Annotated in this window: 16 protein-coding genes; 1 reads left to right on the top strand and 15 read right to left on the bottom strand. The window is 59.1% G+C overall.

Annotation, left to right across the window (positions count from 1 at the left end; all coding sequences use genetic code 11):
* Positions 1-82: 82 nt before the first annotated feature.
* The 11 genes from AR456_RS07690 to AR456_RS07640 form a co-directional block, all read right to left on the bottom strand.
* The gene (locus AR456_RS07690; RefSeq protein ID WP_021820804.1) at positions 83-1,084 is read right to left on the bottom strand and encodes a DNA polymerase III subunit delta'; all 1,002 of its coding nucleotides are present in this window, start codon (positions 1,082-1,084) and stop codon (positions 83-85) included.
* Positions 1,075-1,740 (bottom strand): dTMP kinase, encoded by a 666-nt coding sequence (tmk, locus tag AR456_RS07685; RefSeq protein WP_021820803.1) that lies wholly within the window; start codon positions 1,738-1,740, stop codon positions 1,075-1,077. Before tmk ends, AR456_RS07690 begins: the two co-directional genes overlap by 10 nt.
* Positions 1,741-1,813: 73 nt before the next feature.
* Complete coding sequence (mltG, locus tag AR456_RS07680; RefSeq protein ID WP_021820802.1) at positions 1,814-2,818, bottom strand: endolytic transglycosylase MltG; 1,005 nt, start codon at positions 2,816-2,818, stop codon at positions 1,814-1,816.
* Between the two features lie 98 nt (positions 2,819-2,916).
* Complete coding sequence (gene pabC, locus AR456_RS07675; RefSeq protein ID WP_021820801.1) at positions 2,917-3,726, bottom strand: aminodeoxychorismate lyase; 810 nt, start codon at positions 3,724-3,726, stop codon at positions 2,917-2,919.
* A gap of 16 nt (positions 3,727-3,742) precedes the next feature.
* The gene (gene fabF, locus AR456_RS07670; RefSeq protein WP_021820800.1) at positions 3,743-4,981 is read right to left on the bottom strand and encodes a beta-ketoacyl-ACP synthase II; all 1,239 of its coding nucleotides are present in this window, start codon (positions 4,979-4,981) and stop codon (positions 3,743-3,745) included.
* A gap of 294 nt (positions 4,982-5,275) precedes the next feature.
* A complete protein-coding gene (acpP, locus tag AR456_RS07665) occupies positions 5,276-5,509 on the bottom strand; it encodes an acyl carrier protein (RefSeq protein WP_021820799.1) in 234 nt (77 codons plus the stop codon).
* A 120-nt stretch (positions 5,510-5,629) separates the two neighbouring features.
* Positions 5,630-6,373, bottom strand: coding sequence for a 3-oxoacyl-ACP reductase FabG (gene fabG, locus AR456_RS07660; RefSeq protein WP_021820798.1), 744 nt, complete (start codon positions 6,371-6,373; stop codon positions 5,630-5,632).
* Positions 6,374-6,531: 158 nt separating this feature from the next.
* A complete protein-coding gene (gene fabD, locus AR456_RS07655) occupies positions 6,532-7,479 on the bottom strand; it encodes an ACP S-malonyltransferase (protein WP_031208766.1) in 948 nt (315 codons plus the stop codon).
* 24 nt (positions 7,480-7,503) lie between these two features.
* On the bottom strand, positions 7,504-8,571 hold the full coding sequence (gene plsX, locus AR456_RS07650; RefSeq protein ID WP_021820796.1) for a phosphate acyltransferase PlsX: 1,068 nt from the start codon (positions 8,569-8,571) through the stop codon (positions 7,504-7,506).
* 35 nt (positions 8,572-8,606) lie between these two features.
* Positions 8,607-8,777, bottom strand: coding sequence for a 50S ribosomal protein L32 (gene rpmF / locus AR456_RS07645; protein WP_021820795.1), 171 nt, complete (start codon positions 8,775-8,777; stop codon positions 8,607-8,609).
* Between the two features lie 24 nt (positions 8,778-8,801).
* Positions 8,802-9,335, bottom strand: a complete 534-nt coding sequence (locus tag AR456_RS07640) for a YceD family protein (protein ID WP_021820794.1) — start codon at positions 9,333-9,335, stop codon at positions 8,802-8,804.
* Positions 9,336-9,497: 162 nt separating this feature from the next.
* Here AR456_RS07640 and AR456_RS07635 point away from each other — a divergent pair, with 162 nt between their 5' ends.
* Positions 9,498-10,169: a Maf family protein gene (locus AR456_RS07635; protein ID WP_021820793.1), complete on the top strand. Its 672-nt coding sequence runs from the start codon at positions 9,498-9,500 to the stop codon at positions 10,167-10,169.
* On the opposite strand, the gene sppA is transcribed toward AR456_RS07635, so the two are convergent.
* The 4 genes from sppA to AR456_RS07615 form a co-directional block, all read right to left on the bottom strand.
* Positions 10,157-11,209, bottom strand: coding sequence for a signal peptide peptidase SppA (gene sppA, locus AR456_RS07630; RefSeq protein WP_021820792.1), 1,053 nt, complete (start codon positions 11,207-11,209; stop codon positions 10,157-10,159). The two genes, AR456_RS07635 and sppA, sit on opposite strands and share 13 nt — an antisense overlap.
* 38 nt (positions 11,210-11,247) lie before the next feature.
* Complete coding sequence (locus AR456_RS07625) at positions 11,248-11,910, bottom strand: HAD-IA family hydrolase (RefSeq protein ID WP_021820791.1); 663 nt, start codon at positions 11,908-11,910, stop codon at positions 11,248-11,250.
* A gap of 29 nt (positions 11,911-11,939) precedes the next feature.
* Positions 11,940-13,160, bottom strand: a complete 1,221-nt coding sequence (locus AR456_RS07620; RefSeq protein WP_021820790.1) for a bifunctional alpha/beta hydrolase/OsmC family protein — start codon at positions 13,158-13,160, stop codon at positions 11,940-11,942.
* Positions 13,161-13,295: 135 nt separating this feature from the next.
* The gene (locus tag AR456_RS07615; RefSeq protein WP_021820789.1) at positions 13,296-14,237 is read right to left on the bottom strand and encodes an RluA family pseudouridine synthase; all 942 of its coding nucleotides are present in this window, start codon (positions 14,235-14,237) and stop codon (positions 13,296-13,298) included.
* Positions 14,238-14,674 lie beyond the last annotated feature (437 nt).

Here is a 14,674-nt window from a genome sequence, read left to right as displayed (position 1 = left end):
AAATCAGTTTATGTAATGAATCAGTTTACGTGATGATGTAGCGAATTGGTGGCCTGGCCACAACAGAACCTGACAGAAGGACTCAGGAGCGCAACAGCGCCGCCCAGCGTACCAGCCAGGCTTCAAGCACCAACTGCGCATTGGGGTTACCGCCCTCGCCCAGCAACCGCCGTTGTTCACGGGCATAGTCGAGCAGACGGAACCAGTCCTGGACCCGCGCATTCTTGACCGCCTGGCGATACAACGGCATCAGATCCGGATTGCGCACATCCCCGGACTCCCCGGAGAGACCAAAACGAATCAGGTCTTCCAGCCAGGCGATACCGTACCACAGGATGTTGTCTACCGACTGACGATCGAGCCGCGCCGCTTCAGCTACCGGCTCGGCACCACGCACCAGTGCATCGAAGGTCTCATGGAGTTGTTGCCTCAACGCCCGGGAGGTAGGTGCGGCCATTTCAGTGGCCAGTAGCGGCAGACCACCTGCGGCACGCCACCAGAATCGCGCCTCTTCGTCACTACCCAGCTGTTCTACCAGCCAACCGAGACAACTATCCAGTTCAGGTATCGCCAGGCTCCAGTGCTGACAGCGAGAGCGTATAGTGGGCAGCAATCGAGATGGCATATCGGATTGCAGGATGAACAGTGTACGAGCCCCCGGCTCTTCCAGACTCTTGAGCAGGGCGTTGGCGGCGGCGATATTCATGGCTTCGGCCGGTTTGATCTCGATTACCCGGTAACCACCCTGTTGAGCAGTCTGGGAGACAAACGTATTGACCTGGCGGATCGGGTCGATACGGATCATCCGCTTGCCTTCCTCCGGCGCCACACGCAGCAGATCCGGATGATATCCCGAGGCCAGCATATGGCAGGAATGACAATTGCCACATGCGATCTCTGCAGGCTGTGCACAAAGCGCCCGAGCCGTCAGGGCCTCTGCAAGCGTCTGCTTGCCAGTACCGTGAGGTCCGGAAATCAGCAATGCGTGAGGCAAACGCCCGGCATCCATCAAACGTACCAACTCGCGCCAACGAGGCAACAGCCAGGGTAATGGCGCTCTCGTCTCGACAGCACTCAGGCCCATTGCGTCATCCGCATGTGCAATTGCTGTGTGATCCGTGCCTGAACGTCGTCGAGGCTGCCACTGGCGTCGATGATCGCCATGCGCTGAGGGTCATCAGCAGCACGCGCCAGATAGGCATCACGCACCCGTTCGAAAAAATCGCGCTGCTCCTGCTCGAAACGGTCTCGGGTCTCACCCTTACGATCCAGACGACCGGCGAGACGTTGCTCGGCAGCATCCAGCGGCATATCCAGCAACAACGTCAGGTCCGGGGTCAGGCCGCGTTGCACGAACTTTTCAAGCTGGGCAATCCGCTGAACATCAATCCCACGTCCGCCGCCTTGATAGGCGAAAGTAGCATCGGTGAAACGATCGGATACGACCCAGGCACCACGCTCCAATGCCGGAACGATCCGCCGAGCAAGGTGCTGGGCCCGAGCCGCAAACACCAGTAACAGTTCAGCATCGCTATCCAGCGGTTCTTGATGATGCGCCAACAACTGCTCGCGAATCGCCTCTGCGCGCGGTGTACCGCCGGGCTCGCGAGTCTGGACGACCTCGATACCCTGGCCACGCAAGAAGTCGACAACGAAGCCCAGGTTGGTCGACTTGCCGACTCCTTCACCACCTTCGAGGGTAATGAAACGACCTCGTCCTGATGTCACTTCCGGGGACATAGCAGCTCCTGTGCCCGCATTCTGTCTTGCCTCAATGCTTGAGCGTCCGATCTCAACGACTGAGCACCCGACCTCAACGGTTGAGGATGTACTTGTTTACTGCATTGTTGTGCTCACGCAATGTGCGCGAGAAGTGATGAGTCCCATCACCGCGTGACACAAAATACAGCGTATCGCCTTCGGCGGGATGCACCGCAGCCTCGAGTGCCGCCTGGCCCGGCAAGGCTATTGGGGTCGGTGGCAACCCATCGATCACATAGGTGTTGTACGGAGTCTCTTCACGCAGATCCGAACGCGTAATGTTGCCCTGGTAACGATCGCCCATGCCGTAGATAACGGTGGGATCGGTCTGCAGACGCATACCACGTTCGAGACGCCGCTTGAATACCCCGGCAATCTCACCACGCTCCTGCGGCGCACCGGTCTCACGCTCTACCAAAGAGGCCATGATCAGCGCTTCATAAGGCGTATCATAGGGAAGGTCCTTGTCACGCTTCTGCCAGAGATCGGCCAGCAGACGATCCATCCGAGTCAGCGCCTGACGTAGAATTGCCTCATCACTGACACCCTTGTGGTAGGTGTATGTATCGGGGAAGAATCTACCTTCGGGATTGTCGCCATCGCGTCCAAGCAGCGTCATCAACTCGTCATTGGAAAGCTCGGCAGTCCGATGGGAGAGCTTCTCGGCGGAGTCCAGTGCCTTGCGCATCTGCTCAAAGGTCCAGCCCTCGGGAATAGTCACGCTGTAGGTCACTACGTCCGCGCTGGCCAGCCGATCCAGAACATCGAGGCCACTCATACCCGGCTCGAGGCGGTACTCACCAACTTTCAGCGCCGGCACACGATCGGGCTCGATGCGAGTCAACAGTTTGAATGCCCAACCAGAGGTCAACACACCCTGCTGCTCCAGCTGGTCTATAACGCTATGGAAGCCGGCCCCCTGGGGCACTTCATAGAGAACAGGCTCGTCCACCGCAATCGGTGCGGTGAGCTGCAATTGCCAGTATCGATATCCAGCAAAGGCTGCTGTCAAACCAAGCACCAACAGCACTACCAGAGCCTTGAGCGCTATGCGCATGAGTTTTCCCTTAATTGCCAGCGGAAGGCATTCTCGCCACTACCTTCAGCGATTGACGTATTCGAGCACCTGCCAACGGTTGGCATATTCGACAGCACTCAGCGGTCGCTATACCCAAGCGCCAGGTGTGCCTGATGTTGGAAGTCACGATGTAGCTGACCGACTTGCCAGCGGCCAAGTTCCCTACCATCCGCATCTTCGAGCCGAGTAACAGGCCAGATACCCTGGACGCTGTTACCGACCCAGAGAGCCGCACAATGTGCCAACCGGCCCGCCGTCAGGCTGTGTTCCTCGACCATGGCCGAATCCATCAGCGCCTGACGCAATGTCCCGGCCACCCCGCACTGATCCAACGGCGGCGTAAAAACCGGCAAGGCGGTAGATGCCTGCGGAGACCAGAACACATTCATGCTGGTTGCCTCGACGACCAGGCCCTCAATGTCCATCATCAGGCCTTCAGCAACACGGGAGTCCTGCCATTCACCGCGAGCGAGCACATTCTCCAGTCGCGCCATATGCTTGATCCCGGCCAGCAGCGGCTGGCGTGCCAGCCGTGTACGGCACAGCCGCACGCTGACACCCTGCCAACGCTGTCTGTCGGGAGCAAAATCAGAGGATTGCCACACCAGACGCGGTTCCGCCGATACCGGCGGTGCATACCCGCGTCCGCCGCTGCCGCGGGTATAGATGAGTTTGAGAACCCGGAGACCGTCACTCAATTGTGCAGGAAGGTGATTCAACTCGGCTTCCGGCGGAGGCACCATGCCCAGCACCTGACAACCACGCCGCAGCCGTGCCAGATGATATTCCCACAGTTGTGGTTGACCATCCCGCACCAGCACTGTTTCGAACAGACCGTCGCCGTAGGCCAGACCACGGTCGTCGAGAGGCAGTTGTGTCTGATTCACAGGACTCACGTCCTCATCAGACCCGCTTGAACACCAGGGTACCGTTGGTGCCACCGAAGCCGAACGAGTTGGACAGCGAGACATCAACCTTCGATTCCCGTGCAGTGTGCGGCACATAATCGAGTACACAGCCTTCCTGCGGGTTATCGAGGTTGATGGTCGGCGGCAGGACGTTATCGCGAATGGCGAGAATGCTGAATACCGCTTCCACTGCGCCCGCAGCCCCCAGCAGATGGCCGATCATCGACTTGGTGGAGCTGACCGCAACCTTGCTGGCGGCGCTACCCATGACCTTCTCCACGGCACGACTTTCCGCCAGATCACCAGCAGCTGTCGAAGTGCCGTGAGCATTGATGTAGTCGATCTCGGACGGATCAATAGACGCATCCTTGATCGCATTAGCCATGGAGGTCGACGCGCCACGACCGTCTTCTGGCGGCAGAGTCATGTGGTAGGCATCATCACTCATGCCGAAGCCGATCAGCTCGGCATAGATGTTCGCGCCACGTGCCTTTGCGTGTTCGTATTCTTCAAGCACCAGCACACCAGCACCGTCGGAAAGCACGAAGCCATCACGATCGCGATCCCAGGGGCGGCTGGCAGCCTGTGGGTCGTCGTTGCGCGTCGATAGCGCTCGTGCCGCCGAGAAGCCACCGAGCCCCAGCGGAGTGGTCGCCATTTCGGCACCACCGCAGACCATCACATCGGCATCTCCGTAGGCAATGGTTCGCGCACTGTAGCCAATATTGTGAGTACCGGTGGTACAAGCCGTGGTGATCGCAATGTTGGGACCACGGAAACCATGCTGAATTGCCAGGTTGCCGGAAATCATGTTGATGATCGACCCTGGCACAAAGAACGGTGAGATCCGGCGCGCACCACTCTTGAGCAACGCATGGTGATTGTGCTCGATCATCGGCAGCCCGCCGATACCCGAGCCGATGGCGACGCCGATACGATCAGCATTCTCGTCACTACACTCAATACCTGCGTCGGCGATGGCCTGAGCCCCAGCGGCAACGCCGTACTGGATGAACAGATCCATCTTGCGCGCGTCCTTGGGATTCAGGTAAGAGCTGATGTCGAAATCCTTGATCGAGCCCCCGAAGCGCGTATTGAAGCCGCTGACATCGAAGTGCTCGATGGGCGACACACCGCTCTTGCCGGCCAGGATGCTATCCCAGCTCTCCTTGACGGTGTTGCCAACCGGCGTGACCAGTCCCAGGCCAGTCACCACTACCCTTCTGCGAGACATCAGCTTTCCTCCAGACATCCAATTGATCACGACCCGCTTCCAGAGGGTCGTCATGTTGCGCGCATTATACCCGAGTGGCCTTCGCTGTGCTCCCCCGACTCCACCACGCCTTTCGACCTGTACCAGCGGGCTTTTCGTAGCGATCCAACGGCTACGGTTCGAGCACAACAGTCATCCCGGAAATGCAAAAGCCGCCCTCGTTCGAAGGGCGGCTTCCCGGGAGTCAGACTCCCTCATTTCAGCAAGCGGCATCGACCACCACCGAAAGCTCGATCAGCAAACGCTGATATGAACTTACTGGTTAGCGTTGACGTAGTCGATAGCTTCCTGAACGGTGGTGATCTTTTCAGCTTCTTCGTCAGGAATTTCGGTATCGAATTCCTCTTCCAGCGCCATCACCAGCTCGACGGTATCCAGGGAATCAGCGCCCAGGTCCTCGGTGAAGGAAGATGAGTTCTGAATATCCTCTTCCTTGACGTTCAGGCGCTCAGCTACAACTTTCTTCACGCGCTCTTCGATGGTGCTCATTTAATCGTACTCCAGTCGTTCACGTTAGCCGTTCTGATGACCAGCTGTTTAATCCGCAACTAAACTGCGGGGTAGTTTATAGACCCCTCGGGGTCGACGCAACACACGCAGGGTGCGCGCTCAACGCATATTCATGCCACCATTGACATGTAGCGTCTCGCCAGTGATATATCCCGCGCCTTCACTGACAAGAAATCCTACTGCGGCAGCGATCTCTTCCGGCTTGCCGAGACGTGCCAGCGGGACCTGCCCCTTGAGCTGCGTATGCTGCTCTTCGGACAAGGCATCCGTCATGTCGGTAGCAATGAACCCCGGTGCCACAGCATTGACGGTAATGTCTCTCGATGCAACCTCACGAGCCAGTGCACGGGAGAAACCTTCCATACCTGCCTTCGCCGCAGCATAGTTGGTCTGCCCGAGATTGCCCATGGTTGCCACCACGGAACTAATCGACACGATACGGCCCCAGCGCGCCCTGGTCATGCCTCGCAGGCAAGCCTTGCTGACGCGATAGATGGACTTGAGATTGGTGTCGACCACGCTATCCCACTCATCTTCCTTCATCCGCATCAGCAGATTATCGCGAGTGATGCCCGCATTGTTGACAAGAATCGTCGGCGCGCCAAATTCTTCACCAATCGCCTTGACCAGCGTATCAACGCTTTGCTGATCGGTAACATCGAGGCGACGACCGGCACCTTCAATGCCATTGGCCTTGAGATCCGCATCAATACGCTCGGCACCGCTATCCGATGTCGCCGTGCCGATAACAACACAGCCTTGACGGCCCAGCTCGTGCGCGATGGCACGACCAATACCGCGACTGGCTCCGGTGATAAGGGCGACTCTACGCTCGGTTGTCATGATCACTTCCGTTGGTTCGTCAACATTGGTTCGCCAAACTGTTGGCTTCAACAAAACGCCAGCATCGACAAAACAGCTGCGTCGTCAAAACAACTGTGTCGTCAAAACAACCGTGTCGTCAAAACAGCTCGGCCGAATGCTCGATCGAGCACAGATTCCTAAAGCACTTCTCTTGCCAGCTCCAGCGCCGCGGATAGGCTGTCGGGGTCATTGACTGCCAAGCCACGGCTACCTCGAGCAATACGCTTGTTGAGGCCCGTCAGCACTTTACCCGGGCCACATTCGATAAACACCTCGGCACCACCTGCCGCCATGGACTCAACACACGAGACCCAGCGCACCGGCCGATAAAGCTGCTCGACCAGACGCGTACGCAGCGTCTCGACATCCGCATGAGCACAAGCATCGACATTCTGTACCACTGTGTAGCGCGGTGCACGCAGCTCGATGTCATTCAGTGCCTCTGCCAGGCGCTCTGCTGCCGGACGCATCAGAGCACAGTGAGACGGCACCGAAACCGGCAGCGGCATGGCACGCTTGGCGCCTGCCGCCTGACAAGCCGCAATTGCACGCTCTACCGCTTCACAGGAGCCAGCAATCACCACCTGTCCCGGGGCATTGTAGTTGACCGCGGAGACAACGTCCCCCTGAGCCGCTTCAGCACAGGCCGTTTCGACCGCGACATCATCCAGACCGAGAATCGCTGCCATGGCGCCCTCTCCCGCCGGCACTGCTTCCTGCATGGCCTCACCACGCAGGCGTACCAGACGCACACCTTCGGCGAAAGTCATCACTCCAGCACAGACCATAGCACTGTATTCCCCCAGGCTATGGCCCGCCATGGCACCGGGGCGCGGCCCCTCCAGCTCCTGCCACACACGCCAGATAGCCACACTCGAGGCCAGCAGCGCGGGTTGTGTGCAAGCTGTGGCATTGAGCGCAGTTTCCGGCCCTTCCTGCACGACCTTCCACAGATCATAGCCAAGTGCGTCAGCTGCTTCTTCGAAGGTGGTTCTCACCACACTATAGCGTTCCGCCAGTTCACGCAGCATCCCTACCTGCTGCGAGCCCTGCCCAGGAAAGATAAGGGCAAGCGGTTGTGTCATGTCGATCACCTATGCTCTTGTTGGTCACCGATCAGCTGCCTGCCCTGGCAGCGACTGTCCTCCAGCCAGGGACGACACTGATCGACGATGAACGAGCTCGGCCTCCAGCCGGCTCGGCAAGTCCCGACTGACTTCCTGAACAGCACGCTTGAGCGCATAGTGGAAGCCCGCTGCATCGCAGCTGCCGTGACTCTTGATAACAATTCCCGCCAGCCCCAGAAGACTGGCGCCGTTGTAACGCACCGGATCCAGCTCATTCTTCAGGCGCTTGAGTGCAGGACGCGCCAGCAACCCCACCAGACGGCTACCCCAGTGGGCCTCGAAGGTCGCCTGCACACGCTGCACCAACATCCTTGCCAGACCTTCACTGGCCTTGAGCACGGCATTGCCGACAAATCCGTCGCACACTACCACATCAGCTTCACCGGCAAAGATGCCATCACCCTCGATGAAGCCGCAGTAATTGACACCCGAAATGCGTCTTAATTCCACATCGGCCTGCAGCACGCTGGCTGCACCCTTGGTCGACTCGGCACCCACATTAAGCAGTGCGATACGCGGTGCGGCGATACCATCGACGTGACGCGCCATGATCTCGCCCATCAGCGCGAAATCCGTCAACCGAGCAGCAGAAACATCGACGTTGGCTCCGAGATCCAGCAGGTAGCAACGTCCGTCATTTCGAGTGGGAATAGCGGTACTGATGGCAGGCCGCGGAATACCTGCGACCATACCCAGCGCACGACGCGACAGCGCCATCAGCGCCCCGGTATTCCCGGAACTGACACCGACAGCGGCATCACCAGAGGCGACGCACTCGAGCATGCGCGCCATACTGGAGGCTTCGCCATTACGCAGAGCCTCCGAGGGACGCATGGACTGAGAGATAACCTCAGGGGCATCCCACAGGTGCATATGCGACGTCGCCGCGACCAGAGGCCGCGGCAGACGTGAAATCTCGTCCTTCAGCTGTTGCAGGGGACCAAACAGTTGAATTTCGAGACTCGGGTCTTCGATTACCGCACTGGCCGCCCCTACCACGGTCGCACGGGGCCCCTTGTCCCCACCCATGGCGTCAACGGCAATCCGCATCTCAGCGGCCAGACGGTATCAGGTACGTCGTCGCCTCAGGCGTCGACGACCTTGCGACCACGATAGAAGCCGTCAGGAGAGACGTGGTGACGCAGATGAGTCGTACCGGTTTCCTTGTCCTGGGACAGGGTCGGTGCACTCAGTGCATCGTGGCTACGACGCATGCCGCGCTTGGAACGGGTCTTACGGTTCTGTTGAACTGCCATGGGAATTCACTCCACAAGTATCGATCAGGATTCGGTGTTGCCCTTGAGGCGCTTGAGCACATCAAAGGGGCTGCCAGAAGGCGCTTCCGAGGCTTCGGCATCCGCCCCGCTGCTCAGCTGCTCGCGCGAGACAGGACATGCTGACTCGTCGTGGTAGACCACCTGAGGAAGGCTGAGGATCAATTCGTCCTCAACCACCCCCAGCAGGTCCAGCTGTTCATTTTCGACCAGCACCGGTTCATGGGTACTGGGCAAGTCGGCGGCCAGGTCGTCACTGGAGACGAGCCCAAGCAGAAAGTCACTCGCAACATGTTGGGCCATGGGCTCGAGACAGCGCCGGCACGGCAGCTGCAGATCGGCCTCCAGGCGCCCCCGGATCACCCGACGCCCCTGAGCGTCAATGGCGAACTCCAGCCAGACGCTGGCATCGCCCTGTTGGGCGCCGACTTCATCAGTCAGACGTCCCATATCGGCCAGTGCCACCAGGCCATCAAGGTGTTCGGCATGGGCGGCGAGCTTGTACGGCTCGACCCTGCCGGGCAATCGTGAGGTCAACATAGGCGCGCAATGATAGGCACTCGCTGCCCCCCTGTCAAAGCCATGTTCTCAATGGGTTACAATATGCTGGAATTTATTGGTCCAGTGTCACTCTCCAGTCAACGTTGACACTATCAAAAGAATCCGCCACCAGCGCCCGAAGCGCTTACCAGGAGCCACCTGATGCCCCGTATTGTCCTGGCCTCAAGCTCGCCCTGGCGCCGCGATCTATTGTCGCGCCTCGGCCAGCCCTTCACCTGTGCCAGCCCGGAAATCGATGAGAGCCCTCGCCCCGACGAAACTCCCGACGCTCTAGTGCATCGTCTGGCACTCGCCAAGGCTCAACGTCTCGCCGACGACTTCCCTCAGCATTTGATCATCGGCTCCGACCAGGTCGCCGTATTCGCTGGCAGGGTGCTCGGCAAGCCACATACAGAAGAGCGTGCTCGCGCCCAGCTCAGGACCTTCTCCGGCCAGCGTGTACGCTTTCTGACTGGTCTGGCGTTGATCGACACTCTCTCGGGAAGCCACCGGGTCAGCCATGAACACTATGACGTCGTCTTTCGCCAACTCAGTGACGCAGAAATCGATGCCTATATCGCTCGCGAACAACCGCTCGACAGTGCCGGCAGCTTTCGCATGGAGGGGCTGGGTATCACCCTCTTCGAACGACTCGAGGGTGATGATCCCAACACACTTATTGGCCTACCGCTGATCCGTCTATGCCAATGGTTGCGCGAAGCCGGCCTCGACCCACTACTCGGGGCCCAGACCGGCGCTGCCAACACAGACTCGGTCAACACCGACTCTTTCAACACCGACTCTTTCAACACAACGCCAGCTCAGGGCAGCTGATAACGCATCGGAGATGCCGAATCCGACAGCCCCAGCAACTGGGTGGCCATCAAGCCCAGTTCGCGCGAAATACGGTCAAACGGCGCTTCCGGCGGTGTATAGTCGTGAAGCGCAGGCTCCTCGAGTTGCTCACGCGCCTCATCCTCGATACTACCGATACGATCCACCAGCCCCAGCTCTCTGGCCTGCTCACCGGTCCAGATCAAGCCACTGAACACATCGGGATCATCGCTCAGCCGCTCCCCACGCCCCGCCTTGACGTCATCAATGAACTGACGATGGGTGGTATCTAGCACCTCTTGCCAGAAGTCGCGCTGCTCGGGGCGAATCTCGCTGAAGGGGTCAAGAAATGCCTTGTTGTCACCGGCCGTGAACACACGACGCTCGACCCCGAGGCGGCCAATCGCTTCACCAAGACCGAAGCCGGAGTAGATCACACCGATGGAGCCCACCAGACTCGCTGGCGCAGCAACAATCTCGTCTGATGCCGCTGCCATATAATAGGCGCCACTAGCGGCAATATCTTCGACCACTGCGATGATCGGCTTATCGCCACTTTCCCGCAGTTGACGGACCGCATCGTAAACGCGCTGCGACTGCACCGGACTACCTCCGGGACTATTGATATGCAACACCACGGCAACGCTGTTCGGCGCCTCCCATGCCGCCTTGACGCCGTCGATGATGCGATCAGCATTGGCCGGCGCCTCCGAATCGATAACACCGTTGATTTCAACAACACCGATATGCTGTCCCTGAACCATGCCATCCACCGGGGCCCGCATTACGGCATATGCCAGCGAGCCGATCAGCGCCATAAACAGCAACAACCAGGCAAAGCGGAAGAACAACTTCCAGCGCCGCGTACGCCGCTGCTCCACCAGCACTCCACCGATCCATCGATCCATCAACTCGATCTGCTTGAGACGCTGCTGCTCACGCAGCGCCTCGGCACCTTCTGTCGGCGCAGCAGCGCTGCTGGCCGCTGCGTCCGGAGCAGTCCCTTGCGTCCATGGGTCATCCTTTGGCCTATCACTCATTTTCCTTCAACTCCCGACCAATCTGGTTAACCAAACCCTCAGCGGGCCTGACCATTCAACAGCGCATCCATCACTGCCGCAAAATCATCCGCGATGACCACCGGCTGACAAGCCAGCAAGCGCTCGCGAGCATGCACACCATAGCCCACCGCTATACCATCCATCCCCAGCGCTCGCGCCATGGCCAGATCGTACTCGGTATCCCCTACCATCACCGCACGCCGTGCCGGCACTGCCAGCTCTTCAAGCAACTCTACCAACATCTGAGGGTGTGGCTTGGAACGTGTTTCATCTGCGGTACGACTGGCGGCAAACAGATGCTCGATACCGTGCTCGCGGAAAGCGCGATCCAATCCCTTGCGACTCTTCCCTGTCGCTACCGCTAGACGCATGCCTGGCGTAGAAGCAAGCCTTGCCAACCCGTCCTCCACCCCGGGATACCAGTTCAATGCCACCTCGCTGCCGTCGACAAAGTACCAGGCATAGCGTTGCTTCAACTGCTCAGCCTGCGCTGGAGAGATACCCGGACAAAGCTCGGCGATCGCTTCCGGCAACCCCAGACCGATGATATTGCGAACCGCCTGCGCCTCGAGCTCGCCCCACTCTATATCGCGTGCCGCTGACTGCATGCTGAATACGATACGCGCGATGGAATCCATCAAGGTCCCATCCCAGTCGAAGATCACCAGCTCATAGCGCAATTGAGATACTCCCTTGTGAACCCATTCCTCTACTCAGCCAGCCGAGTCGAAACTCTGGCGCTGGCCTCCAACGTCTTGTGCACAGGGCAGCGATCGGCAATCGCCAGCAAAGCCGCTCTCTGCTCCTCGCTCAGGTCTCCGGTAATGTGCAGGACCCGCTGAAAATGATCGATCCTGCCACGACTCGATTCACATTCACTGCAATCTTCGGCATGCACTTTATCGTGAGATACGTCCACGACCACGTCGTCCAGTGCCATATTCTTGCGTCGCGCATAACTTCGCACTGTCATGGATGTACAGGCACCCAAGGCTGCCGACAACAATTGGTACGGAGTAAAACCAAGGTCGGTGCCGCCATACGAGAGCGGTTCATCGGCCAGCAGATGATGCGACCCCGCGACGACATCCTGACGGAACCCTGCCGGATCAGCCTCGAGGGTCCGCGTTACGCCTTCAGGTGCCGAGGCATGAACAACGGGTGGCGCCAGCTGCAGATAACGCGATGCCCAGCCGGCAATCACCTCCGCCGCATATTCCGCATCCTGCGGCCGGGAAAGCAGGTGATCCGCATCATCCAGAGATACGAAACTACGTGGATGACGGGCAGCCATGAAAATCTGCGCGGCGTTATCTACGCTCACCACTTCATCGCCTGGCGCATGCATCACCAGCAACGGCCGCCTCAAGGCGGCAACACGCTGCTGCTGTCGCTGCTGTTGCAGGTCATCGACAAAGGATTGACGAATCAGGAACTCGCGCCCCGAAAGGGTGACTTGAGCTTCACCATCACGCTCGATGGCGGCCAGACTTGAACCGAGGTTGTGCAGCACATGCGCCGGCTCAAAAGGCGCACCGATGGTCGCGATTGCCTTCACTTCAGGAAGGCTTTCGGCAGCGGCCAGCACCGCAGCGCCACCCAATGAATGCCCGATCAGCAGCGTTGCAGGCTGCCCCCGCTGCTCGAGAAAGCGCGCCGCCGCCACCAGGTCCTCGATATTCGAAGTGAAATGCGTATTGGCGAACTCGCCATCGGAATGCCCCAGACCAGTAAAGTCGAAGCGCAATACCGCAATGCCTCGAGCCACCAGGCGTTGGGCAATGCGCCTGACGGCCAGCAGATCCTTTGAACAGGTAAAACAGTGAGCAAAGATGGCAATAGCCTGGGGATCATCCCCCTCGGGCCTGTCGAACCGAGCGGCAAGCCATTGTCCATCGTGCCCAGCAAATTCCTGCCGTTCGCTGATCATATACACGCCCTCCCTATCCCTTGCGAATTCGCCTTGGCGCGATTCGTCAGTATTCACGCCATGCAACGATCACGAATACTTGTTCAATCCAGCACAGGAGCGCAAGAGGGAAGAAAGGCGGCTACGGTTGCAAGCTCAGCGGCGCGCCCTTGTCAGCACCGCTTCCAGATCGGGACCAAGAGGAGCTCGAATTTGCACAGTTCGGCCATTCGAAGGCTCCGGGAACGACAAGGACGCCGCGTGAAGAAACAGGCGACTGAGCCCTAGCCGACGCCCGAGCTGAAGACCCTCACGGGTGCCATACTTGTCATCACCCAACAGCGCATGACCGGCATGCGCAGCATGCACCCGAATCTGGTGTGTACGCCCAGTGATGGGTTCCGCCTCAACCAACGTGGCACCCGCGAAGGTCTCTCGCACGGCAAAACGCGTTCGCGATACCTTTCCTGCCGGATCGACACGCACACGCCGCTCGCCGTTACCGGCGTCGTATCGATCCAGCCGTGCACTGACGAAGTCACGCCGCGCAGGCCAACGACCGGCAACCAGTGCCAGATATTGCTTGTTCATCTGATGCTGCTTGAGGGAAGTATTAAGCGCCAGCAGCGCTGGACGTGACTTGGCCAGCAACAGGCAGCCCGAGGTATCTCGATCGAGACGATGCACCAACTCCAGAAAATCGAGGTCCTCACGCACCTGACGCAACGCCTCAATCAGTCCTATCTTGACCCCACTACCTCCGTGCACCGCCAGCCCCGACGGCTTGTTCAGCACCATCCAATCAGGCCCTTCGAGCAGCACGCTCCCTGCCAGCAGGTTGCGCAGATTGTCGCTGACTTCCCGAACCGCCTCCCGAGGCGCCACTCTGAGTGGCGGAATACGCACCATATCGCCCAGTTCAAGGCGATGTTCTGCCTTGACCCGTTTCTTGTTGACGCGTACTTCACCCTTGCGCACGATGCGATAGACCAGCGAACGCGGCACGCCCTTGAGGCGCGTCATCAGAAAGTTGTCGACGCGTTGTCCGACCTGGCCTTCCGTTACTTCAATCCACTGCACTTCCTGACCTTCGGCCACAACAACACTCCACTGACAATCCCGCGGGCAAGGCGATATTCTATGGCCTACGCCGGATGCCGTCGAGCAACGACTGTCCGGATAGCATCCAACCTGGCGGGCTTCGACGACTGACCAGATCACCGGGCACCAATCCAGTACACACCCCTGCACCATAAATATGCAATGCAGCCGCTCAATTGCCGCGTTCTAGTATTACTGTTATATTGCCTATTCGCTCCAAGGGTCCGTCTGGCCCACCAGAGGCGCCTGCACGACAGACACGCAGGCCTGAGCGAAGACCTTGATTGATATGGCGTTTGCCGTGGCTATCGCAGATATTCCCTCGAAGTTCGAGATGCGCTCTTCACCGACAACGCCGAAACGGAACCACCGCCCGACCTCTACATGACTGCGCGATGATTCCACGACAACACGCCCGCCGCTTCCCTCTGCTG

Origin of the sequence: Halomonas huangheensis (assembly GCF_001431725.1) — a bacterium.
GTDB lineage: Bacteria > Pseudomonadota > Gammaproteobacteria > Pseudomonadales > Halomonadaceae > Halomonas > Halomonas huangheensis.
This window is presented reverse-complemented; position numbering and strand designations above follow the sequence as displayed.